This is a genomic window from Paenibacillus sp. FSL H8-0537, from assembly GCF_038051995.1.
GTDB lineage: Bacteria > Bacillota > Bacilli > Paenibacillales > Paenibacillaceae > Pristimantibacillus.
The window spans coordinates 4,014,513-4,037,760 of sequence record NZ_CP150290.1 but is presented as its reverse complement, the minus strand read 5'-3'; the positions used below and the strand labels follow the sequence as shown (position 1 = coordinate 4,037,760).

Annotated in this window: 17 protein-coding genes; 15 read left to right on the top strand and 2 right to left on the bottom strand. The window is 50.2% G+C overall.

Annotation, left to right across the window (positions count from 1 at the left end; translation table 11 throughout):
- Positions 1–37 precede the first annotated feature (37 nt).
- Complete coding sequence (locus MHB80_RS16995; RefSeq protein WP_341278102.1) at positions 38–835, top strand: carbon-nitrogen family hydrolase; 798 nt, start codon at positions 38–40, stop codon at positions 833–835.
- Between the two features lie 57 nt (positions 836–892).
- On the opposite strand, the gene MHB80_RS16990 is transcribed toward MHB80_RS16995, so the two are convergent.
- Complete coding sequence (locus tag MHB80_RS16990; RefSeq protein WP_046234749.1) at positions 893–1,786, bottom strand: LysR family transcriptional regulator; 894 nt, start codon at positions 1,784–1,786, stop codon at positions 893–895.
- A 260-nt stretch (positions 1,787–2,046) separates the two neighbouring features.
- Here MHB80_RS16990 and leuC point away from each other — a divergent pair, with 260 nt between their 5' ends.
- The 11 genes from leuC (at position 2,047) to purT (ending at position 19,302) form a co-directional block, all read left to right on the top strand.
- Complete coding sequence (gene leuC, locus MHB80_RS16985; RefSeq protein ID WP_341278101.1) at positions 2,047–3,462, top strand: 3-isopropylmalate dehydratase large subunit; 1,416 nt, start codon at positions 2,047–2,049, stop codon at positions 3,460–3,462.
- 29 nt (positions 3,463–3,491) lie between these two features.
- Positions 3,492–4,094: a 3-isopropylmalate dehydratase small subunit gene (gene leuD, locus MHB80_RS16980; RefSeq protein WP_341278100.1), complete on the top strand. Its 603-nt coding sequence runs from the start codon at positions 3,492–3,494 to the stop codon at positions 4,092–4,094.
- Positions 4,095–4,347: 253 nt separating this feature from the next.
- Positions 4,348–5,793 (top strand): N-acetylmuramoyl-L-alanine amidase family protein, encoded by a 1,446-nt coding sequence (locus MHB80_RS16975; RefSeq protein WP_341278099.1) that lies wholly within the window; start codon positions 4,348–4,350, stop codon positions 5,791–5,793.
- A gap of 17 nt (positions 5,794–5,810) precedes the next feature.
- The gene (locus MHB80_RS16970) at positions 5,811–6,371 is read left to right on the top strand and encodes a GerMN domain-containing protein (protein ID WP_341278098.1); all 561 of its coding nucleotides are present in this window, start codon (positions 5,811–5,813) and stop codon (positions 6,369–6,371) included.
- 169 nt (positions 6,372–6,540) lie between these two features.
- Positions 6,541–9,015: an S-layer homology domain-containing protein gene (locus tag MHB80_RS16965; protein ID WP_341278097.1), complete on the top strand. Its 2,475-nt coding sequence runs from the start codon at positions 6,541–6,543 to the stop codon at positions 9,013–9,015.
- 140 nt (positions 9,016–9,155) lie between these two features.
- A complete protein-coding gene (nth, locus tag MHB80_RS16960; protein ID WP_341278096.1) occupies positions 9,156–9,836 on the top strand; it encodes an endonuclease III in 681 nt (226 codons plus the stop codon).
- Positions 9,837–9,879: 43 nt separating this feature from the next.
- Positions 9,880–10,152, top strand: a complete 273-nt coding sequence (locus MHB80_RS16955; protein WP_338551653.1) for an NAD/NADP transhydrogenase alpha subunit — start codon at positions 9,880–9,882, stop codon at positions 10,150–10,152.
- 3 nt (positions 10,153–10,155) lie between these two features.
- A complete protein-coding gene (locus MHB80_RS16950; protein ID WP_341278095.1) occupies positions 10,156–13,890 on the top strand; it encodes a dynamin family protein in 3,735 nt (1,244 codons plus the stop codon).
- Between the two features lie 476 nt (positions 13,891–14,366).
- On the top strand, positions 14,367–16,148 hold the full coding sequence (locus MHB80_RS16945; protein WP_341278094.1) for an ABC transporter ATP-binding protein: 1,782 nt from the start codon (positions 14,367–14,369) through the stop codon (positions 16,146–16,148).
- Entirely contained in the window at positions 16,148–17,977 is a 1,830-nt protein-coding gene (locus MHB80_RS16940) for an ABC transporter ATP-binding protein (RefSeq protein WP_341278093.1), read from the top strand. Before MHB80_RS16945 ends, MHB80_RS16940 begins: the two co-directional genes overlap by 1 nt.
- A gap of 143 nt (positions 17,978–18,120) precedes the next feature.
- Positions 18,121–19,302 carry a formate-dependent phosphoribosylglycinamide formyltransferase gene (gene purT, locus MHB80_RS16935; protein WP_341278092.1) on the top strand — a complete coding sequence of 394 codons (1,182 nt, stop codon included), beginning with the start codon at positions 18,121–18,123 and terminating at the stop codon, positions 19,300–19,302.
- Positions 19,303–19,561: 259 nt separating this feature from the next.
- On the opposite strand, the gene MHB80_RS16930 is transcribed toward purT, so the two are convergent.
- The gene (locus tag MHB80_RS16930) at positions 19,562–20,290 is read right to left on the bottom strand and encodes a TylF/MycF family methyltransferase (protein WP_341278091.1); all 729 of its coding nucleotides are present in this window, start codon (positions 20,288–20,290) and stop codon (positions 19,562–19,564) included.
- A 144-nt stretch (positions 20,291–20,434) separates the two neighbouring features.
- On the opposite strand from MHB80_RS16930, the gene MHB80_RS16925 reads away from it, so the two are divergent.
- From MHB80_RS16925 to MHB80_RS16915, 3 genes are read left to right on the top strand one after another with little or no spacing between them, the layout of a single operon-like run.
- Positions 20,435–21,247, top strand: a complete 813-nt coding sequence (locus MHB80_RS16925; protein ID WP_341278090.1) for a GDSL-type esterase/lipase family protein — start codon at positions 20,435–20,437, stop codon at positions 21,245–21,247.
- Between the two features lie 14 nt (positions 21,248–21,261).
- Positions 21,262–22,221, top strand: a complete 960-nt coding sequence (locus MHB80_RS16920; protein ID WP_341278089.1) for an ABC transporter ATP-binding protein — start codon at positions 21,262–21,264, stop codon at positions 22,219–22,221.
- Positions 22,214–23,200 (top strand): ABC transporter permease, encoded by a 987-nt coding sequence (locus tag MHB80_RS16915; protein WP_341278088.1) that lies wholly within the window; start codon positions 22,214–22,216, stop codon positions 23,198–23,200. The genes MHB80_RS16920 and MHB80_RS16915 overlap by 8 nt, the downstream gene beginning before the upstream one ends.
- Positions 23,201–23,248: the final 48 nt, after the last annotated feature.

Genomic DNA, 23,248 nt, shown 5'->3' with positions numbered 1-23,248 from the left:
AATGAATGGTTGCATCATAATAGGAGGCTCGCCGAAAATGAATACTGAAAAATTAAACCTTGCGCTGCTGCAAATGGATATAAAAGCTGGAAATCCAGAGGCTAACTTTGCCAAGCTTGAGCAAATGCTGGAGAAAGCGGTAAGCGGTGGACGCAAGCTGGACGTTATTGTTTTTCCCGAAATGTGGAACACGGGCTATGCGCTGACGGAAATTGAAACGCTGGCCGATGCGAATGGAGAGCGGACGAAGCAGTTTTTGTCAGCCTTCTCGGCCAAGCATCAAGTGAATATTGTTGCGGGCTCAATCGCGGAAAGCAGGGCGGATGGGGTTTACAATACGATCTTTGCTTTCGACCGTGCAGGGGAAACGATAGCCGATTATTCTAAAATCCATCTGTTTCGGTTAATGGACGAGGAAAAATATTTGCAGGCTGGCGATAAGCTAGGCTCATTCCAGCTTGGCGGACAGGAAGCCGGCATGATGATCTGTTATGATATCCGTTTCCCTGAGCTTGCTCGCAAGCTGGCGCTTGGAGGCGCCAAGCTGTTATTCGTTCCAGCCGAATGGCCGAATCCGCGCCTGCATCACTGGAAAACGCTGCTGAGCGCCAGAGCGATTGAAAATCAAATGTTCGTCATTGCCTGCAATCGGGTTGGGCAAAGCGGCGAAACGAGCTTTTTCGGACATTCACTCGTGCTTGATCCGTGGGGGGAAACGATAGCCGAGGGTGGGGAGGACGAAGCGATTATTTATGCGGAAATCGATTTGGCGCTAGTTGATGCCGTTCGAGGCAAAATTCCCGTCTTCGAAGACCGCAGGCCGGGACTGTATTAGAAGCATGATGAAAAATCAGTTCTGCTGTCTGTTTCATCATGCTCCCCAGCAAACTTATTATTTATAGTGGACAATGGTTTTGTTCATCGTTCTAATGAAAGCTTCCGTAGCTTTAGACAGGTAACGGCCCTTGCGGCTGGCGATGACCAGCGTCCGTGATGCTTTGGGCGATAGCGGCAAATAGATGGGGGCGAATTCGCTCCCTCTTTGGCGTGTCAGCATTTTCGGGACGAAAGCGATGCCCATGCCGCCCGCGACGAGCGATTGGACGGTTTCAATATTGCTGCTTTCAAATACGATTTGCGGCGTAAAGCCAGAAGCTTGGCACAGCTCGACTGTAATTTGCCTGAAGCCCTGGCCTTTTTTTAATCCGATAAATGGTTCATTGCGCAATACGCTAATCGGTACAGGCTCTGTGCTTTCCGCAAGCGGATGCTGCGGCGGGATCGCCAAACAAATTTCTTCTTCCATTAATGGCTCCCATGCAAGCGAGGTGTCGGCTAGCGGAAGAGACAACAAGCTGAGGTCGGTGCCGCCGCTTGCTGTAAGCTGCTCCAGCTTTGCTGAAGTATCCTCCACGAGCACAACTTCAATTTGAGGATACTGGGCGCCGAATACCGGCAGGACGAGCGGCAGTATATGCGAGCCCGTAATCGGCAGCGTTCCGACGACGAGGCGTCCGCGCCGCATTTGCGCCATATCGTCCATTTCCTGCTTGAGCTGCTCGATTGCATCAAGGATCGTTTGGGATTTGTCGACAAAAACTTGCCCGGCCTGCGTCAACTCAACGGAGTTGGTCGTGCGCCGAAACAGCAGCACGCCAAGCTCCTGCTCCAGCTTCGACAGCTGCTGGCTGAGCGATGGCTGGGCGATATGCAGCTTTTCCGCTGCGCGGGAGAAGTTTTTTTCAATTGCGATTTGCAGCACATACTGCAGTTGTCTGAGCTCCATGGGCATCCTGCTTTCTTTGTTTTAAATATAAGAATTTATAAGTGTTCTCGTATAAATACGCTTATATTTCTCGGACTGAAACGCGCCGCGCCGCCAAAGGACGGCGATAGCCGTTTCACCTTGCTGGGAAGAGCTTCTTCATTTACCGTTATAGTTGTTACCTATAGACATTATAGATATTATATCTTGGATCAATCAAGTGCCAAGTGTTATGCTTAGAGCATCATTTTGAAGAGAAGTCGAACAATGGGGTGAATTTAATGGCTAAAAGAACGATGTTTGAGAAGATTTGGGACAATCATGTCATTAATCAAGAAGAAGGCAAGCCGAGTATCATTTATATCGATCTTCAACTGGTTCACGAAGTAACTTCGCCGCAAGCTTTCGAAGGTCTTCGCATGTCTGGCCGTAAAGTGCGTCGTCCAGATTTGACATTCGCAACGATGGATCACAACGTTCCTACGAAAGACCGCTTCAACATTACAGATCCTATCTCCAAGCAGCAAATTGATACACTGACGCAAAACTGTAAAGATTTCGGCGTAAAGCTGTTTGATCTTGACAATATTGACCAAGGCGTTGTACACGTTATGGGTCCTGAAATTGGCCTTACGCATCCGGGCAAAACGATCGTTTGCGGCGACAGCCATACTTCCACGCATGGTGCGTTCGGCGCGCTGGCATTTGGTATCGGTACTTCCGAGGTTGAGCACGTAATGGCAACACAATGCCTGCAGCAATCGAAAGCAAAAACGATGGAAGTTCGCTTCACGGGCAACCGTAAACCGGGCGTAACGGCAAAGGATATGATTTTGGGCGTTATCGCAAAATACGGTACGGACTTCGCTACTGGCTACGTTATCGAGTACACAGGCGAATCGATTCGCTCGCTGACGATGGAAGAGCGTATGACGGTTTGCAACATGTCGATCGAAGGCGGCGCTCGCGCAGGCCTGATCGCTCCTGACGAAACGACGTTCAACTATCTTCGTGGACGCGAGTATGCTCCAGCAGATTATGATGCGGCTGTAGAAGAGTGGAAATTGCTTTCCACTGATGAAGGCGCAACTTATGACACAATCGTTGATTTTGACGTTGATTCCCTGATCCCGCAAGTAACCTGGGGTACTAGCCCTGGTATGGGTACAGATATTACATCTTCGGTTCCTTTCCCAGCACAGCTACCTACGGAAAATGAGCGTAAAGCTGCTGAGAAAGCATTGGAATATATGGATCTGAAGCCAGGTACGCCTATGAACGAAATCGAGATCGATTATGTGTTTATCGGTTCTTGTACAAATGGACGTATTGAGGATCTTCGTGCTGCTGCTGAAATCGCTCGCGGCTACAAAGTTAGCGATAGAGTGACAGCAATCGTTGTTCCAGGCTCAGGCCGCGTTAAAATTCAGGCTGAAAAAGAAGGCCTTGATAAAGTATTTATCGAAGCAGGTTTCGAATGGCGTGAAGCAGGCTGCTCGATGTGTCTGGCGATGAACCCGGACGTTCTGCAACCAGGACAACGCTGTGCTTCGACATCGAACCGCAACTTCGAAGGCCGCCAAGGCCGCGGAGGCCGTACGCATCTTGTATCTCCAGCAATGGCTGTTGCTGCAGCTGTTATGGGCCGCTTTACAGATGTGCGTGATTGGAATGTCAAAACAGAAGTATTGAACTAATCAGGACGTGCGAGAGGGGTATTACCGATATGGAACCATTTAAACAGTTTACGGGCATTGTTGCTCCAGTCGATCGCGTTAACGTAGATACGGATGCGATTATTCCTAAACAATTTTTGAAGCGCATTGAGCGCAGCGGCTTTGGACAGTTTCTATTTTTCGAATGGCGCTTTCATGAGAACGGTGAAGTCAACGCTGAATTTGAACCGAATAAGCCTCGTTATCAAGGCGCTTCCGTGCTCATTTCACGCGCTAACTTCGGTTGCGGCTCCTCCCGTGAGCATGCGCCATGGGCGATTCTCGACTATGGCTACAAAGTCGTTATCGCACCGTCTTATGCAGATATTTTCTACAACAACTGCTTCAAAAACGGCATTTTGCCGCTTAAGCTGAGCGAAGAGCAGGTTGAAGATCTGTTCCAGCGTACGGCGAAGCATGAGGGCTACACGCTGAATGTTGATCTGGAAAATAATCGTCTGACTGATGATTACGGTCTGGAAATCAACTTTGAGCTGGATGAGCACCGCCGCCAGTTCCTTCTGCAAGGACTTGATGATATCGGCCTGACGCTGATGCATGAAGATAAAATTACAGCTTACGAGCAAAAACGCGCTGCAAAAGCGCAAGCATAAGCTGTAAACAAGGTGAAACGGCTATCGCCGTCCTTTCTATTAGACGCCATCGTTTTGGCGAAACGTATAGAGAAGGATGGAAAAACCATATACTTTCCTATATTTTAAAAAGAGGGCAATTTCCTGTCGGAAAATTTGTCCTCTTTTTTCCTCTATACGCAACTTTTTCTGACGCTATGCGTCTAATATTTTAGTCTGTTTAAGTCGAATGCACCCCATTCGATGAGGGCAATTTCAGTCATCGAGGTGGAAAATGAAGAAATTTGTATCGATTCTGTTGCTCATGTCGTTGTTATTCACGCTGTTTTCCAGTGCAGGACATGCTGCCGAGGTTGTGCCAAAGCTTTATTTGAATGGGGCTTTACTAGATTCGAAGGTAGCGCCGCAAATCGTAGACAACAAGTATACGCTTGTGCCAATGCGGCTCGTGTCGGAGAGTATCGGCTACAAGGTAGGCTGGTCGTCAGCTACACAGACAGTTACTGTACATAATGGCTCTGATTCAATCGTTCTTACTATTAATCAGGATGTCGCTTTTGTTAACAATGAGCAGGTGAAGCTGGATACGCCAGCACTGCTGCAAAAAGGGACAACCCTTATTCCGCTGCGTTTCGTTGGGGAATCTCTCGGAATGCAGGTCAACTGGGATCAGTCGACAAAATCCGTCCAATTGTTTAAAGAACCGGAACCAACGCCAACGCCAAGCCCATCAACAGATCCGGTTGTCACACAGCCTGATGGCGTTGTAACGGGTATTTCGTATGACAATGAAAATGCGATTATCATTCATTACGAGGGAAGCGCAGTCTACAATCAGCCCTTCAAGCTTGAAAGCCCAAAACGAATCGTAATGGACATTCCAAAGGTGTCTTATTCGGATACGCTTATAGCGCAGTTGAACTCAGGACAGATCAATCTTGAAGTAGGCGAGCATCCTTATTTGAGCGGCATACGCTATTCCTTGTTCTCGTCAAGCCCGGCAACCGTCCGCATTGTGCTTGATCTGAAAGCAGATGCCGATGTGGATGTCATGAACAGTGCGCTAGGCGAAATTCGCATTAATGTCATTGATCCGCTGCCAGTGGAAGCTACACCGACACCAACGCCGACGCCTTCTGCGACGCCAACGCCAACTGCGGGTCCGACACTGCCAGCAAACGGTGTTTATTCGATCGTAATTGACGCGGGGCATGGCGGCTCTGATCCCGGTGCCAAAGGAATTAACGGCAGATGGGAGAAAGAATTTAATCTCAGCATTTCTTTGAAGGTGAAGGCTTTGCTGGATAAGGAATCGAAAATAAAAGCTTATTTATCCCGTCCGGATGACAATTATGTGAAGCTGGAGGATCGGGTAAAGTTTGCTGAAAATCTTAAAGCCAATCTATTCCTGTCTGTGCATGCCAATAGCAATCCAAGCAGTGCCGCAACAGGCACGGAAACCTATTACACAAGAGCTAGCAGCAAAGCATTTGCCGATGCGGTGCATAAGCAGTTTGCTAAAGCAACAGGTCTTAGGGACCGCGGGGTCAAGCAGCAAAGCTTGCATGTAACGAGAGAAACGACGATGCCGGCGATTTTGCTCGAAGCAGGGTTTTTGTCTAATGCCGACGATTACAAGAAGCTGTTTGATGATTCCGTGCAAAACAACATCGCTGCCGGAATTGTAGCAGGAATCAAGGACTATTTAAAGCTATCGTAGAGAGAGGGGGATAACAGATGCTGCGAACAATAAGCCAGTTCATGTTGACTTTATGTATAGTTGGACTCGTTGCGGGCTGCGGCGCGGTAAACAAGCCGGCTGAATCAGGCGCAGGCAGCAGCCCGTCGCCTTCTATTCAGCCATCGGCTTCGCCATCCGCTGAGCCGTCAATTGAGCCTGAAAAACAGACACTAGAAATAAAGGTATATGCGGGAAATGAAGAGCTGGATGGTTTAGTGGAGCAGCAGGTTCAGGTTGCATACAGCTCAGATCTGGAATTAGTTCAAAACGCAATAACAGCACTGCAGCATGTGGAGGGCGAAGGCGCTGTATCACTGTGGAAGCTGATCGAAGTTAAATCGGTGCTGCTGGGAAGCGATGGACAGGTGACGATTGATCTTCATTTGTCTGACGAATCCCGGCTTGGTTCGCCTGGCGAAGTATTAGTGCTGGAGACGCTCCAAAAAACATTGTTCCAGTTCGACTTTGTAAAAGCCTATGATTTGCTCGTAGATGGAGACAGCGCTGATACGCTGATGGGCCATGTTGAGCTTGAGCATCCAACAGTCAAGCCTTAGCTTTGCCACCAAAGGACGGCGACAGCCGTTTACGCTTGAAATATAGGAAAGAATATGATTTTTCGATTCCTTCTCTATATTTCTACGCGAAACGGCAGCTTTGCCACCAAAGGACGGCGACAGCCGTTTACGCTTGACGTTTTGAAACTATTCGGGGGGAACGATAATTATGGCATTGTCACGATCATCAAAATCTATTATTGCAGGCACGATTGCATTTTCCGTTTTGGCGGGACCGTTTGTGGTTCCCGCCCCTATTTCGTATGCGGCGACAGTAAGCTCCAATCCGTTTAGCGATGTAGCATCGAATCACTGGGCGCAAAAGCATATCACTAAGCTTTCGTTTCAAGGCATCATTAATGGCTCAAACGGTCTATTCCGCCCAGCTGACAATGTTACGCAGCAGGAAGCTGTTCTTATGGCTTTGCGTTTTATTGGAGCAGCTAATGAAGCTCCAGCTGATGATACCGTTGCGTTCCCAGAAACGTTCGTCATTAAGAGCGACTTTAAGGGCGAAGTTAAGCTCGCTTTCGATAAAGGCTTGCTGGATCAGGCTGAAGAATATGCGCTTGCCGCTTCCGGCGATCAAGCTGTAGGCTGGGGACAGCGCCCAGCTACACGGGAATGGGTAACGAAGCTGCTCATTCGTGCTATTAATCAGAAGAGCACAGCGGACAGCCTGCAAAATGCCGTTTCATCGTTTAATGATGCGGATCAAATTGCCAGCAGCTACCGTGGTTATGTCAATGCTGCTGTTTCACTAGATTTGGTTAAAGGGATAACAGCAGTCAAGTTCGATCCTAAAGCGAATGTAAACCGTGCAAGCCTTGCAACACTGTTCAGCCGTGCTGAGAAGCTGTATCCGGTTGAATATGCAGGACAAGCAACGGGTGTGCTGCTGCAAGCCAGCGACACGGGTATTACGATTTACAGCAAGGAGCAGTCGGCTGTGTATACGCTCAGCGCGAATACGGCCATTTATCGTTATGACTCCGAAACGCCTATTGCAGCTAAGGATCTTGTACAATATGCAAATGTAACGGTTATTACGAAATCAGGTGCGGCTGCTTACGTGGAGCTTCAGGATGACAAGCCGCAAATTAAAACGATAACAGGTACGGTTGGCCGCGTGCTGCCGGATCAGAAGCTGCTATATGTATGGATCGATAATAAGCCGGTAGAGGTTTATTATGACGACTCGCTTATCGTAGCCGAAACGTCTGGCAAGACGATTGCCATTAGCGACTTGAAGGAGAACAGCGCAATTACAGTGACGCAGGATACGTTCCGTACATCCCCTAAAGCGCTGAAAATTACAGTTGATCAGCAAACAGGAGCTGCCGTGCTGAAAGGCACGTTTATTTCTGGCGATGCAAGTGTCCTTACGTATGAAGACAGCGCAGGCAAGCTGAACTCCAAATTTTTGAGCAGCACGATTGAAATTATAATCGAAGGCATCGTAGGGCCTACGATTGGCGATTTGATTAAAGATGTGGATCAATTGCAAATTACAACGAATGACCAGGATCAGATTACAAAAATCGAGGTCATAAACCGCAACGTTCAGACGCTTGTTGGCGCTCAGGTGGAAAGCTATAATGCGGACAAAAAATTCCTTGTCGTTTTTGACTCTACAGGAACAAAAGCATATCCGCTTTATTTGACTGAGAAAACGAGAATTGACAATAACGGCAATGCAATCAAGCTGGACGACATCGGAACATGGCTGACAAAAAACCGCAAGCTGACCATTACTTACAGTGGAGACAAGGTAGTGTCCTTGTCGATTGCAAGCAAATATACGGGCAAACTCGTTTCCATTAATGGCTCCAGCAATTCCGTTACGCTGAGCGTGCCTGGCGGCGTTGATGTTACGGTTGCTTATTCGGCGCCAACGGTAGAGGTTCCGGGCATTGCAGCGGCATCTCTGACTGATCTTAAAGTTGGCGATACGATTACAACGGTTATGAATGTGAATCAGGATCGGGCAACGCTCATTCAGGTTCATCGTCCAATCCAATATGAAGTGCGCGCAGTCAACACTGGCACCAAAAAGGTTACGGTCGTTAATGCGCAAAATGTACAGACAGATCTAGTGCTGTCGGGAATCGATATTACGAATGAGACTGGAAGCAAAGTAGCGATCGATACACTTGTTCCGGGCACTTTGATTAATGTCAGCTACATTGGCAAGCAAATGATTGCCGTGAAATCTATCGTCGTATCTTATGGAACTGTTCAATCGGTAGGCACAAACAGCATTACGCTGACGAATGAGAACGGTCAGACAATAACGGTTGCACTTGGTCAAACTTTCTTCATTACGAAGGGGACATCCACTTCTGCGACTACGTCAACGCTCGCAACTGGCGATCGGGTCCAACTGAGCAAAAATGAAAATGATGTGGTGCAGGTCACAGTAGCCGTTGGCCAGACGAGAACGTTTTGGCAGTATGACGCTACGGCTGGACAGCTGTGGACACTCAAAATGACCGACGCGGACAACGCCAATTATTTTTATGTGACAGGCGCAACGAAGCTGTTAAAAGATGGAAAGGCGATTTCGCTGCAGGACATTAAATACGGCGATCAGATCATCGTTTATGCTTTCAAAAATAAAGCGGTGGAAATTGTAAAAGTGTAAATTGGTAAGGTTATGTGACAAACTGCCCTACGGGGCAGTTTTTTTATGATTTTTTCAATATTTATGGTGGATTATAGTTGCATGGAGAGACGATTTTCGCTACACTTTGAACGATAGTGTTTGGAATGGGAGAGAGGACGATGAATGCGAAGCAGAAGATGCGACACATATTGGATACTCTTGCGGAGATGTTTCCGGACGCACATTGCGAGCTGAACCATTCTAATCCGTTTGAGCTGACGATTGCTGTCTTGATGTCTGCGCAATGTACTGATGAGATGGTGAATAAGGTAACCGCGAACCTATTTCAAAAGTATAAGCAGCCGGAGGACTATGTGGCGGTTCCGCTGGAAGAGCTGGAGCAGGATATTCGAAGAATCGGTTTATTCCGAAGCAAAGCTTCCAATATTCAAAAATTGTGCCGCATTCTCATTGATAAATATGATGGAGAAACTCCTTCCACGCATGAGCAGCTGGTTGAGCTGCCGGGTGTTGGACGCAAGACGGCGAATGTCGTCATGTCTAATGCGTTTAATGTGCCGGCTATTGCAGTCGATACCCATGTTGAACGTGTATCCAAGCGCCTTAGGGTAGCGAAGTCTGATGATTCTGTGCTGGAAGTTGAGAAGAAGCTCATGAAGCTTGTTCCCAAAGACGAATGGACCCTTACCCATCATCGGCTCATTTTTTTCGGCCGCTATCATTGCAAGGCGCAAAATCCGCAATGCGAGGTTTGTCCGCTGCTGGATATGTGCAATGAAGGAAAACAACGTATGAAGCCAGGCTTAAACAAGAAGACTGTTAAGAGAGTGGCTAAATAAGGTTGGCTAATAACCAATACTTTTAAAATGAAGGATGATGACAGTGAAGTGTATTTCCGTGTATACAAATAGTTTTGAGCTTTTCTCTGATATTTATGAGCAAGTGCTTAGCTCCCCGCCAGAAGAAAACGAAGATATCGTAGTGGAAGGCGTAACCGTTAGCGGCTCCGGCGACGTGCCTGACCAATACATCGAGCGTATGCGTCAAAAACCGGAAGTCGTTGTTATGCGCGAAAAAGAGCGTAACATTATGATTTTGCAGCATGGCAATGTATTCGAAATTTGCATGCCTTCCGATGATGAGGAAATTGCATAGATTATGGCTGAAATGACGGTACAACGCATTGAAGAAGCAACAATCCTGGCGGCCCGCGAAATGACGGACGCAGGTGATGCGCTGCACGCCAAACAAGTTATGGAGGTACACAGTAAGCTGGCCGAGGGTCGGCTTACTGTTGCTTTTTGCGGTCATTTTTCCGCAGGCAAGTCCACGCTGATCAATCGGCTGTGCGGGGCTCAGCTTCTGCCTTCGAGTCCGATTCCGACCAGTGCGAACGTAGTGTCCATAAGAGGCGGAGCAGAGGCGCGGGCAAGCATCATCACGGAGAAGGATGGCAAGGCGTCTAGCCTCAGTGTTTCTTTGGAGGATCTGGATCGCTATTGCGTAGACGGTGAGCAGTTCCAATCGGTCTCGATTACGTATCCAACAGAAAGATTAGGCAATCATACGGTACTTCTGGATACGCCGGGCATTGACTCTACGGATGATGCACACCGGATGGCAACGGAATCAGCGCTGCATTTGGCGGATGTCGTGTTTTATGTCATGGATTATAATCATGTGCAATCGGAAATTAATTTTGCGTTTGCCAAGCAGCTTAAGGATTGGGGCAAGCCGTTATATTTTATTGTGAATCAGATTGATAAGCACAGGGAACGCGAGCTAACGTTTGCTGAGTATCGCAAAAGCGTAGAAGAGGCGTTTCAAGCTTGGCATTTGGAGCCAGCGGGAATCGTTTATTTGTCGTTGCGCCAGCCGGATCATCCGCATCAGGAATGGGAGGCGCTTACGCGGCTGCTTGACGAGCTGAAGGAATTACGTGAGCCGCTTGCTGCTTACAGCGTCGATGCTTCGCTGCGCCATCTTGCAGCGGAGCATTTGAAATGGTGCGAGATGCAGGATGAACCGGAGAAGGAACGGCTGCTTGCCGAGGCAGGCGGAGAAGAGGAAGCGCAGCGGGTGAAGACGGAGCAGGGCGAGCTGATGCTGCAAACGAAGCAGCTCGAAGCAGAACCGGAACGTCTGCGTCTGGAGCTGCGCCGGGATTTGCAGGCGCTGGTAGACAATGCAATCATTACGCCAGCTCCAGTGCGGGATTTAGCGCATGCGTTTCTGGAAAGCAGGAAGCCGGGCTTCAAGACGGGGCTGTTGTTCGCTGGAGCGAAGACGGCGGCTGAGCAGGAACGCCGTGCGGAGCTGTTCTGTCATGATTTTGCTGGCCAAGTGAATGCGGCAGTTGATTGGCATGTAAAGGATTTACTGCGCCGCGCCGCTGAGAAAGTCGGCTACGCAGCGGAAACGCTGGAGCAGCAGCTTGCCGAGCAGTTTAGCTGGAAGCCGGATACTTCATGGCTCATTCAGCGCGTAAATACGGGAGCGGTATTCGGCAACGAATATACGATGACGTATACGCGCGAATTAGCCGCGGAGGTGAAGGAGCTTTACCGGAAGCGCGGCAATGAGCTGATTGACGCGCTGACGGCGCATGTGGCAGCGGCGAGCGAGACGGCCGCTGCAGATGTGCGAGGACGGCTTGCGGCGCTTGATGCGCAGGCCGGGGCGCTAGGGCTGCTTGCGGCGCTGGCGGAGCGCGCCGCGCAGCATGCGGCGCAGGTTGCGGGGACGCTGCCGCAGCCAGTTGCGCGGCCGGCGCTGCCGGCGCCAAAGCGCGCAGCGGCAGATGCACGCGCGCGCGCAGGTGTAGACGGCGGCGCGGCAGATGCCGCCGCCGGGCAAGAGCTGGGCCGCGCGAGCGAAGCTGCGCAGCGCGGCGATGGGGCGGCAGCGGGCGACGCTGCTGCCGCAAGGGCCAGTGGCGCGGGCGTTGCCGCGACGCCAGCGCAAACTGCGCTCGGCAGCGGCGAAGCGCTGTCGCAGCAGCATGGCGCAGCCGCGCGCTTGCTCAGCGCAGCCGCGCTGCTGACGCCGCACGCGCCGCTAGCCGCGGCCGCGCAGGCGATGCAGGACAAGGCGAACCGGCTCCGCAGCAGCCGGTTCACAATCGCGCTGTTCGGAGCGTTCAGCGCGGGCAAATCCTCGCTCGCCAATGCGCTTATTGGCGAGCCGGTACTGCCGGTGTCGCCGAATCCGACGACGGCGGCGATCAACCGTCTCGTGCCGCCATCGGGCGGCCGCGAGCATGGCACGGCGGGCGTCGTCATGAAATCCCGTGACGCCGTCCTGGAAGACCTGCGCTATTCGCTCGCTTTGCTCGGCGAAGACGCTTCTGACGCTGCGCTGCCGGACGCTGCCGCTCTCATGCGCGCGATCGACCGCCTGTCGCCAGATGCGATTCACGCCGGCGGACGGCCGCACTACAGCTTCCTGCGTGCTGCACGCGCAGGCTGGGAAGAGCATGAGGCGCTGCTTGGCCAGCGCCTCACCGTCTCACAGGCGGAGTACGAGCGCTTCGTAGCGGAGGAATCGCGTTCCTGCTACGTCAGCGAAATCGAGCTTTATTACGATTGCGAGCTGACGCGGCAGGGCATCGTTCTCGTCGATACGCCGGGAGCGGATTCCGTGAACGCCCGCCATACGGGCGTTGCGTTCAATTACATTAAAAATGCTGACGCTGTCCTGTTCGTCACCTATTACAACCATGCTTTTTCACAGGCAGACCGTCAGTTTCTCATGCAGCTTGGACGGGTCAAGGACCAGTTCGAGCTTGATAAAATGTTTTTCCTCGTCAACGCGGCCGATTTGGCAGCTGACCAGGAGGAGCTTGCGGGCGTCCTGAAGCATGTGGAGCATAACCTGCTCCAGCATGGCATTCGTTCGCCGCGTCTCTATCCGGTTTCAAGTCTGGACGGTCTCGACGCGAAGCAAAATGGCGATGGCGAGCTGCTGGAACGCTCGGGCATTGACGCTTTTGAGCGCTCCTTCCTGCATTTCGTAAGCGAGGATTTAGGACGGCTTGCGATTGACGCAGCTGAGCAGGAAATTGTGAGGGCGGCAGCTACCGTAAATGGCTGGCTGAACAGTGCCACAGGCGATGCGGCTACGAGAGAGCAGGAGCTCAGAGGGCTGGCTGCGCTTCAAGAGCAGGCACAGCTGCTGCTTGCTTCTTATCGTTCCAGCGAGGCGCCGCCTCAGCAGGCACAGGAGCTAAGCGAGCTGCTCTATTACGTCGTGCAGCGCCAGCAGCTTAGATTCGGTGAATTTTACAACTACGCGTTTAATCCTTCTGTCTTGCAGGATGATGGTCGCGATTTGAAGAAAATGATTTGGACGGCTTGGCTTGATTTGCAGCGGCAAATTCAGATGGAGCTCGCTCAGGAGCTGCAAGCGACCTCGCTGCGTCTGGAGCGAATTTTGAATGGCCTTTTGCGCAAGCAATTTGACAGCTGTGCATCCGAGCTTGCCGCTCTGCTAACGGGCTATCAATCCATCCCTTATGAGACGGCGGCCATTCCTACTCCGGAAATCGACGTCGATTGGACGACAACGGATATTACAGGCAAATGGCTGTGGAGCCGCTTTAAATCGCCGCGGCAATTTTTCGAGGGCGACGGTAAAGGGCAGCTGCGCAAGGAGCTTGAAGCGCTGCTCATTCCATCACTCCAGCAGTGGATGGCTGCCGAGAACAGGCAGTGGACCGAGCGCTACAGCGCGCTTTGGAAAAAGTACGCCGAGCAGTCAGGCGAGCAGCTGCAGCAGGACGTTGTCAACTATGTAGAGGGCAAGCGCATCTCGCTAGCGGATAATGCCGATGTGGGTCAATTGCGCGAGCTGCATCAGCAATTGATTCATCTTCATAGCGCAACAATTGCATAAGCTTTCATCTAATAATAGTCTGAATGCTTTCAGCGACTGATAACAGTTGCTGAAAGCATTTTTTATTTTGCCAGCCTGATTATAAGTTTCACACATGTAAGCGGTCTATATTTCACCCTCGAAACGACAGCTTTGCCGCCTGAGGACGGCGACAGCCGTTTACGCTTGTGGGATAATCCATTTATTTGGAATATGTTTTGAAAACCGTCTGTGTTTCAATAAAAAGTCTATTTATGCAGCCAAGCTACGTAAAATTGTTTAGGCTTGTTTTGTGTGTTTTTGTGCAAAAATGGCGTAAGACGCACACTTTAGGGATGATTTAAGACGATACTTGAGCATAGGTTAGTTAGTGTTTCCAAATTGCCATAATCGGCTGTTTCAATGTAATATACGGAAATTTACTCAGATTGCTCCTGTCATGGGTTGCTGATAATATTCATTCATGCTTACAAAAAAGAACAGGGAGTGGGATTTACTTGGACGTCTTTAGGCAACTCAAACGATTTTACTGGGTCGAACGAAAATTCCTTCTGACCTCCATCGTCTGCCTGATGTTTGCGACAGCGCTCGGACTCGTATATCCGAATTTGCTTCGCATCTTAATCGACGATGTCATTAAAGAAGAGCAGTATGGCAAGGTGCCAGCGTTAGCGCTAACCGTTGTGGGGGTTGTGACGTTAAAGGGATTAATGCAATTTTTACATGGTTTTTTTGGGGGAAGGATCGGCAACCGAGTAGCTTTTAGGCTTCGCAATGCTTGTTATGACAAGTTGCAATCGTTATCTTTTCAATATTATGACAAAGCGAAAACAGGCGATCTCATGTCGCGCTTGACCGCGGATTTGGAAGCGATTCGCAACTTTATCGGCTTTGGCTTCGCCCAAATTTTGAACGTGGTGCTGATGGTCGTGTTCGGCGGAGCGATGATGCTGTCCATCCACTGGCAGCTGACGTTAATTACGTTGGTTACGATCCCGCTGCTGGTGTTTACAGCTTTGCGCTTCGAGCGCAGAATCCACCCGGCCTTTCAGGAAATGCGCCGCGCGCTCAGCAGCCTGACGACGGCCGTTCAAGAAAACATTACGGGTGTTCGCACGGTGAAATCCTTTGCCCGCGAGCCGCATGAAGTGAACAAATTTTCAGTGAAAAACGAAGCTTATCAGACGAACCAGATCGGTGCAGCGAAAATCTGGGCGCATTATTTCCCTATTATGGAATTATGCGCCAACATAAGCGCAGTCATTCTGCTTCTAGCAGGTGGAATGCTCGTCATTAGAGGAGAGCTCAAGCTTGGCGAGCTAGTTGCCTTTTTCAGCTTAACTTGGTACATTATCGGCCCGATGTGGGGCATTGGGTTCCATATTAACAACTATACGCAATCCAAAGCTTCCGGCGAGCGGGTGCTGAACCTGCTGAACGAGCATGTCCATGTGAAAAACCTTGAGCATGCTATTGTGCTGGACGATCAGTTGGTTAAAGGGCATGTCCGTTTCAACAATGTAACCTTTCATTATCCAGATAAGGCTCCGGCATTAACGAATATCTCGATTGATGCGCCGGCAGGCTCGGTAATTGGTTTTCTGGGAGCTACAGGCTCTGGAAAATCTACGGTTATCCAGCTTCTCATGCGCGCCTACAATGTGAAAGAGGGCAGCATTACGCTTGATGGCATGGATATTCGGGACATTGACGTGTTCAGCCTCCGCAAACAGATGGCTCCTGTTTTTCAGGAAACGTTCCTGTTCTCCGCGTCCATTCGCACGAATCTGGCTTACGGCATGCAGGACGTAACGGATGAGCAGATTGAACGCGCTGCGAAGCTGGCGAAGGCCCATGATTTTATTTTGGAAATGCCGGAAGGCTATGACACCATTGTCGGTGAAAGAGGAATGGGTCTGTCTGGCGGACAGAAGCAGCGGATCGCGATTGCCCGCGCTCTTATTAAAAATCCGCATATTCTCATTCTTGATGATGCGACGAGCGCTGTAGATATGGAAACGGAGCATGAAATTCAGGCTGGCTTCAAGGAGCTCATGGCGGGCCGCACGACCTTCATTATTGCCCACCGTATTTCCTCGCTGCGCCATGCAGATGAAATTATCGTTTTGGATCAAGGCGTTGTCGTGCAGCGTGGCACGCATCAGCAATTGCTCGCGCAGCCTGGCCCTTATCGCGATACTTACAAAATTCAATACGCCGACTTTCCGCTCGAAGAGCTCGAGCAGGCGGGCGCGCAGTGGAAGGAGGGGGCGCTCTGATGAGCAGCACATCCGGCACGGATAAATACGATAAAAAAGAACGTTTTATTTACAAAGATGATGATGCGATCGAGAGGCCGTTTAACTGGGCGCAGGTGGGTAGATTGTTCGTTTATATGAAGCCTTATAAGCGCCAGCTGATCCCGGCCATCTTCATGATGATTATTGGCACACTGACGCGGCTCGCGACTCCCGCACTCGTCATCCTCGCGATTGACGAGGCCATCCAGCCGGCTGAAGGGGAGGCAAGCTTGCCAAAGCTTTACCTTTATGCCGGCCTTATGCTGCTGTTGTATGTCGTTCAATGGGCTGCCAACAGCTACCGGATCAAATATACGAATATTATTGGTCAAAAGGTCATTTATGACCTACGGCAGGATCTATTCAAGCATATCCAGAAGCTTAGCTTCCGCTTCTTCGACAAGCGTCCGGCAGGCTCCGTGCTTGTACGGGTTACGAATGACGTTAACGCCCTTCAGGACTTGTTTACGAACGGTGTTGTCAACCTGCTGATGGACTGCGTTCAGCTGCTCGGGATCGTTGTCATTTTGCTGATCTGGAATTTCAAGCTGGGGCTTGCGATCATGGTGACGGTGCCGCTGATGTTTATCGTTTCGACTGCGCTGCGCAAACGGATCCGCTTTGCTTGGCAGGATGTTAGGATGAAGCAATCGCGGATTAATGCCCACTTAAACGAAAGCATCCAGGGGATGAAAGTAACGCAAGCTTACGTCCAGGAAAAAGACAATATGCGTTTCTTCGACTACATGAATACGGTAAATGTGAAATCATGGAATAAGGCATCGGCGCTCAACCAAACATTCGGTCCGGTCATTGAAATCACCTCAGCGCTCGGTACATTTATTTTGTTCTGGTACGGTGCTCATCTGATTCAGCAAGGCGCGATTACAATCGGCTTGCTTGTCGGCTTCGCCAACTATATCGGCAACTTCTGGGACCCGATTAATCGGCTCGGCCAAATGTACTCACAGCTTCTGATTGCGATGGCATCCTCCGAGCGGATTTTTGAATTTATCGATGAGGAGCCAAATGTAGGCGAGAAGAACGCAGCGAAGGCGCTGCCGAATATTCGCGGCGACGTTGTGTTTGACAACATTATTTTTGAATATGAAAAAGGGCGCCAAGCACTCAAGGGCATTAGCCTGGAGGCTAAGGCTGGCCAATCAATCGCTCTCGTTGGGCATACCGGCTCCGGCAAAAGCACAATCATCAACCTGCTTTGCCGTTTCTATGATCCTGTAAGCGGCAGCGTGAAGATTGACGGGAAGGATATTCGCGATGTCACAATCGAAAGCTTGCGCTCCCAGGTCGGCATCGTTATGCAGGACACGTTCATATTTTCGGGCACGATTCGCGACAATATTCGTTACGGCAGACTGGATGCATCGGATGCGGATATTGTGGAAGCGGCTAAAGCGGTGCATGCCCATGACTTCATTATGAATTTGCCGGATGGATATGATACGGAAGTAGAGGAGCGCGGCAACATATTGTCGATGGGCCAGCGCCAGCTGCTTTCCTTTGCCAGAGCGTTGCTTGCGAATCCGCGCATTCTCATTCTCGATGAAGCGACAGCAAGCATTGATACCGATACGGAGCTGAAAATCCAGGAGGCGCTTAAGACGCTGCTTGCTGGACGGACATCCTTCATGATCGCCCATCGCCTGTCAACGATTCGCAATGCCGATGAAATTATCGTGCTGGATCACGGCCGCATCGTCGAGCAGGGCAAGCACGAAACGCTAATTGCCAAAAAGGGCATATACAATGGGCTGATTGAAGCCCAATATCGTTTCTTGTCAGCTTAAGTCGAATCGAAGCGGTCAAGGTCTTGATTTTTACTGCAGGAACCTCCACAATGGAAGAAAAAACAATTCGGAATCGGACTCGCTGCCCTGAAGGGGCAGCCACCGAAAATTATCCGGTTTGCTTCCAGGAGGTTCTTTTTATTATGTATGGATCACCATTGTCCGGAGCTTCGCGCAAGCTTATGCTGCTGGGATCAGGAGAGCTTGGCAAGGAGGTAGCGCTCGAAGCGCAGCGGCTCGGCGTTGAGACGATTGCGGTGGATCGCTATGAGAACGCGCCGGCGATGCAGGTTGCTCATCGCTCTTATGTGACTGATATGCTGGATGGTGCAGCACTTAGACGTATCATTGAAGAGGAGCGCCCAGACTATATCGTGCCGGAAATTGAAGCGATTGCAACCGAAACGCTGCTGGAGCTTGAACAGGAGGGCTTCCGCGTCATTCCAACGGCCCGCGCTGCGTGGCTGACGATGGACCGGGAAGGCATTCGCCGCCTCGCTGCCGAGCAGCTTGGCCTGCCGACGGCCGCCTACCGTTTTGCCGATTCGCTGGAGGAGCTGCGTGAAGCGGCAGCAGCGCTAGGTTTCCCATGTGTCATTAAGCCGATCATGAGCTCATCTGGCAAAGGGCAAAGCGTCTGCCGCAGCGAGGCGGAAATTGAAGCCTGCTGGAGCTACGCCATGGAAGGCGGTCGCGCAAAGAAGCAGCGGATTATCGTTGAAGGCTTTATTACGTTTGAATCGGAAATTACGCTGCTTACGATCCGCTCTGTATCAGGCACAAGCTTCTGTGCGCCTATTGGTCATGTGCAGAAGGATGGCGATTACATCGAATCATGGCAGCCGCATGCGATGAGCACCGAGCAAATCGAGCAGGCGGAGGAAATTGCCCGCAAAGTGACCGAAGAGCTGGGCGGCTACGGCCTCTATGGCGTCGAATTGTTCCTTACGCAGGGTGGTGTGCTGTTTAGCGAGGTTTCTCCACGTCCGCATGATACGGGCATGGTTACGATGGTGACGCAGGATTTGTCTGAGTTTGCGCTGCATGTTCGCGCTGTATTGGGCTTTCCGATTCCAACGATCAGATTGCTGTCGCCAGGTGCTTCACACACGCTCAAAGCGGATCGCGAAAGCAGCGAGTTCCGTATTGGCGGTGTGAAGGAAGCGCTGGCGCTGCCGCATACACAGGTGCGTGTATTTGGCAAGCCAGAGACGAAGGTTGGGCGCCGGATGGCTGTTGCGCTCAGCACGGCTGCAGATGTGGAGCAAGCACGGGAAACGGCGCGGCAAGCGGCGGAGCTGCTGCACATCACATACGGAGAATAAGCTGCAGAAGGGCTGCCGCGTCCAGTTATCGTATGGGCGCAGCAGCCCTTCTTTCCCGAAATATAAGAATTTATAAGTTTCACACTTATATCCGCTTAGAATTCTAAGGCAAAGCTCTTCGCTCGTCCTAAAAGGACGACGAAGTCGTTTTTGCTTGAAATATAAGAATTTATAAGTTTCACACTTATCATTAGGCTTATATTTCTCGGAGTGAAACGCGCCTTGCCGCCAAAGGACGGCGATAGCCGTTTCACCTTGCCTATTTTGTTTTTTTCCAATACACGCCTGTTGAATCTATCGTGATGAGCGGATCGGTAATATGATAGGCGTTGCGGAAATCGGTTACAGCTGCGGAGCAATAGCCAATGGAATAATCGTCAATAACGATAAAGCCGCCGATGGTTACTTTGGGATACAGATGGGTCAGCGCATCCATCGTCGAGGAATACATGTCGCCATCGAGGCGCGCTATTGCTATTTTATTCGTTGGCGCCGCTGGCAGCGTATCCTTGAACCAGCCTTTAAGAAAGATAATGCCATCGTCATACAAATCGTATTTTTGAAAATTTCTGACGACCTCAGGCAGGGAAACGCGCAAAAAGTCCTGTTCGTGAAATTTCGAGGTTTCGTCGATCGGACAGCGGGCCTCCGGCTTTGGCAGTCCTTCAAAGGAATCGGCGACGATGACTTTCCGGTTCGTTATGCCATGTACTTTTAGAAAGCCGCGCATAAAAATACATGTTCCGCCGCGCCATACGCCTGTTTCAATGAAATCACCCTCGATATTGTTGCTAATGACAGCATTCATAAGCTGATGCAGATGATTCATGCGGATACGCCCGATCATACTATGTGCTATGAGTGGCCAATCGAGGCCTTGAAAGCGATTTTCCTTCGTAGCGCCAGGCTCATGCTCCAGCCAAATTTCAAATAATATTGCTTTTTTCAACATTTCCAAATACATCTCTTTTGGTGTATTATTGCTCATAATCACAGTCCTTTTCTTTTTTTATGGTTAACGTATGAATATGAATCAAGTTTGAAAATGGCTTGTGTGTACGACCACTGGCGCGAAAAACTTATACATCGCCCATCATTTGTAAATGATTGTGAAAAAGGAGAGAGACAAGCGATGCGTTCATCCAAAAGATTAGGCATTTTAATTGGCAGCTGCTCCCTGTTAATCACGATATTAATGCTTGTAGGCATTGGTTATTCGATTAAGGATCAGTTGTTTCCCTCTGTTTCGGCACAGCCGCAGGGTACGGCGCTACCAGGCCAGACGCCTGAGAAAAATCAGCTTCGCATTGTAGCGATTGGCGATTCTTTGACCAAGGGTGTTGGTGATTCTACAGGCGAGGGTTATGTCAAGCAGGTCGTAGACAGCTTGGCTGCTGATCCGGACAAGCAGGCGGAGCTCGTCAACAATTTGGGCATTAGCGGCCTGAGAGCCGACCAGCTTGCAGGAAATTTAAAGACGGATAAGGGCATCGCTTATGCGCTTCAGCAGGCCAATGTCATTTTGCTGACGATTGGCGGGAATGACCTGTTTCAATCGCTGCAGGGTGCTGGGGATTCCAATACTTCTGCTGGAGCTGAACAAAGCATGTCGCTCGAGCTGGTAGAGAAAGGGCTTGAGGAGGGCTTGAAGCGGCTGGATGATGTTCTGTCGGAGCTGCACCGGATTAATCCGGACGCCCGCGTCATTTATATGGGCCTCTATAATCCGTTTTTTGATGTAGAAGAGCTGCGGGATGGCAGCTTGCAGGTACAGAAGTGGAATGAAAGAGCTTATGAAATGCTGCATGGATATTCGAATATGACGATGGTACCGACATTCGATTTATTTGAGGAACGGATTGGCAGCTACTTGTCCTCAGACCATTTTCACCCGAATCATGAAGGTTACAAACAAATTGCGCAGCGGTTCGTGCAGGCGTTGTAGCAGAAGGAGTCGCTATGGAACAGTCAAATTTAGTGCTGCAAGTGACAAATCTAAGCAAAAAAATTCGCGGCAAGCAAATTATTCACGATGTCAGCTTTGAGGTGCGGGCGGGTGAAATTTTTGGGTTCCTTGGACCCAATGGCTCTGGCAAAACGACGACGATCCGCATGCTGGTCGATCTGATTAAGCCGACCTCTGGGCAAATACGGATTTGCGGGCATGATGTGCAAAAACAGCCGGAGCAGGCGCTTCGCCATATCGGGAGCATTGTGGAAAACCCTGAAATGTATGGATTTATGACGGGCTGGGACAATTTGCAGTATTTTGCCAATATGCTTGATGATGTGGATGAGGCGAGAATTAGCGAGGTTGTCGAAATCGTCAGTCTGACAGAGCGTATTCATGAAAAAGTCAAAACGTATTCGCTCGGCATGAAGCAGCGTTTAGGCATTGCCCAAGCGTTGCTCGGACGTCCGAAGCTGCTTATACTTGATGAACCGACGAATGGGCTTGATCCTCTGGGCATCAAGGAGCTGAGGGCTTTTGTACGAATGCTTGCTGGAGAAGGCATCAGCCTGTTCATTTCAAGCCATTTGCTCAGTGAAATTCAACTGATGTGCGATAGAGTGGCCATTATTGACAAAGGCAGAGTGCTTGCCGTAGGCTCGGTGGATGAGCTGGTGCAGCAGGCTGGAACGTATGTATTATGGCAGCTGGAGCCTCGGGAGCAGGGTATTGCTTTGCTGCTGCAAGGCGGCAAGGCGGCAATCGTCTCGGAAGAGGAGCACCGTATTGATGAAAGCGTGCTTGCCAGCATGCCGGGGGCAGTGGTCACAACGATGCCGCTGGAGGATATTGCAGGTACCGTGAGCCGGCTGGTGGCAGCAGGCATTAGCGTAGAAGGGGTGCACAAAGCCGCTCCTACACTGGAAGAATTGTTTTTGAACATGACGGAGGGGAAAAGCCTTGCATAAACTACTGCTTCTTACCGAGAATGAAACCTTGAAGATGTGGAAAAAAAGAAGGTTTCTCGTCATTATCCTCGTACTTCTTGTTATTATTCCAATGTTCACGTATGCTCAGTTAACCGTAGCCCAGAACAATAAAGACAAATTTGCCGACTGGCGCAATGAGGTGCTGCAGCAAATTACGGATATGCAAAACAGGCTGTCGAGCAATCGGATTCCTGAGGAGTGGAAAAAGCAGCAGCGTATAGCCGTGCAGCAGCTCCAATATTATTTGGACCATGATGTCAATCCGAGCAGCCCAAACGGCGTGACGTTCACGCGGGAATTCATGAATAATGCGGTAGGGCTGTTTATTCCGCTGCTTGTCTTGACCATTGCCTCTGATCTCGTATCCGGAGAACGCGGCACCGGAACGATCAAAATGCTGCTCACCAAGCCGGTTCGCAGATGGAAGGTGCTGCTTAGCAAGTTTGCGGCGCTTACGCTTTATGTATCGCTGCTTGTCGGGGTGATGGTGCTGCTTTGTTATTTGATATCGGGCATGTTTTTCGGCTATGGAGGCTGGGGCTTGCCGATATTTACCGGTTTTACAATCAATGGCAGCGAGGTCGACACAAGCTTTGTGCACGTTGTTCCCCAGTGGCTGTATATGCTCATGCAGACGGGACTCGTATGGCTGTCCGCCATGACCGTAGCGATTCTCGCCTTGATGGTATCGGTTCTTGTCAGAAGCACGGCGGCAAGCATGGTCATTATGATGGCTTCCGTTATTGCAGGAACGATCCTTTCTAGCATGTCCTCCTCATGGGAGAATGCCAAATATTTATTCGCCGTGAACCTCAATTTACCGACATATTTGGAAGGATCACCACCGCCGATTGAGGGCATGTCATTTTCTTTTTCCCTTATCGTGCTTGCGATTTGGGCGATTGCGGGGCTTATTGTCTCGTTCAGCGTCTTTACTAAACAGGACATCTTGAATTAAAATAGCTTGAAGATACGGTAACGAATGTAACAAGTGCTGCAGATAAGG

Bases quoted from the DNA above. Each gene is read 5' to 3' on its own strand.
- MHB80_RS16990 (WP_046234749.1), bottom strand. From the start codon at position 1,786: ATGGAGCTCAGACAACTGCAGTATGTGCTGCAAATCGCAATTGAAAAA.
- MHB80_RS16940 (WP_341278093.1), top strand. From the start codon at position 16,148: ATGAGCAGCACATCCGGCACGGATAAATACGATAAAAAAGAACGTTTT.
- leuC (WP_341278101.1), top strand. From the start codon at position 2,047: ATGGCTAAAAGAACGATGTTTGAGAAGATTTGGGACAATCATGTCATT.
- MHB80_RS16970 (WP_341278098.1), top strand. From the start codon at position 5,811: ATGCTGCGAACAATAAGCCAGTTCATGTTGACTTTATGTATAGTTGGA.
- MHB80_RS16995 (WP_341278102.1), top strand. From the start codon at position 38: ATGAATACTGAAAAATTAAACCTTGCGCTGCTGCAAATGGATATAAAA.
- MHB80_RS16920 (WP_341278089.1), top strand. From the start codon at position 21,262: ATGGAACAGTCAAATTTAGTGCTGCAAGTGACAAATCTAAGCAAAAAA.
- MHB80_RS16950 (WP_341278095.1), top strand. From the start codon at position 10,156: ATGGCTGAAATGACGGTACAACGCATTGAAGAAGCAACAATCCTGGCG.
- leuD (WP_341278100.1), top strand. From the start codon at position 3,492: ATGGAACCATTTAAACAGTTTACGGGCATTGTTGCTCCAGTCGATCGC.
- MHB80_RS16965 (WP_341278097.1), top strand. From the start codon at position 6,541: ATGGCATTGTCACGATCATCAAAATCTATTATTGCAGGCACGATTGCA.
- MHB80_RS16925 (WP_341278090.1), top strand. From the start codon at position 20,435: ATGCGTTCATCCAAAAGATTAGGCATTTTAATTGGCAGCTGCTCCCTG.
- MHB80_RS16930 (WP_341278091.1), bottom strand. From the start codon at position 20,290: ATGAGCAATAATACACCAAAAGAGATGTATTTGGAAATGTTGAAAAAA.
- purT (WP_341278092.1), top strand. From the start codon at position 18,121: ATGTATGGATCACCATTGTCCGGAGCTTCGCGCAAGCTTATGCTGCTG.
- MHB80_RS16975 (WP_341278099.1), top strand. From the start codon at position 4,348: ATGAAGAAATTTGTATCGATTCTGTTGCTCATGTCGTTGTTATTCACG.
- nth (WP_341278096.1), top strand. From the start codon at position 9,156: ATGAATGCGAAGCAGAAGATGCGACACATATTGGATACTCTTGCGGAG.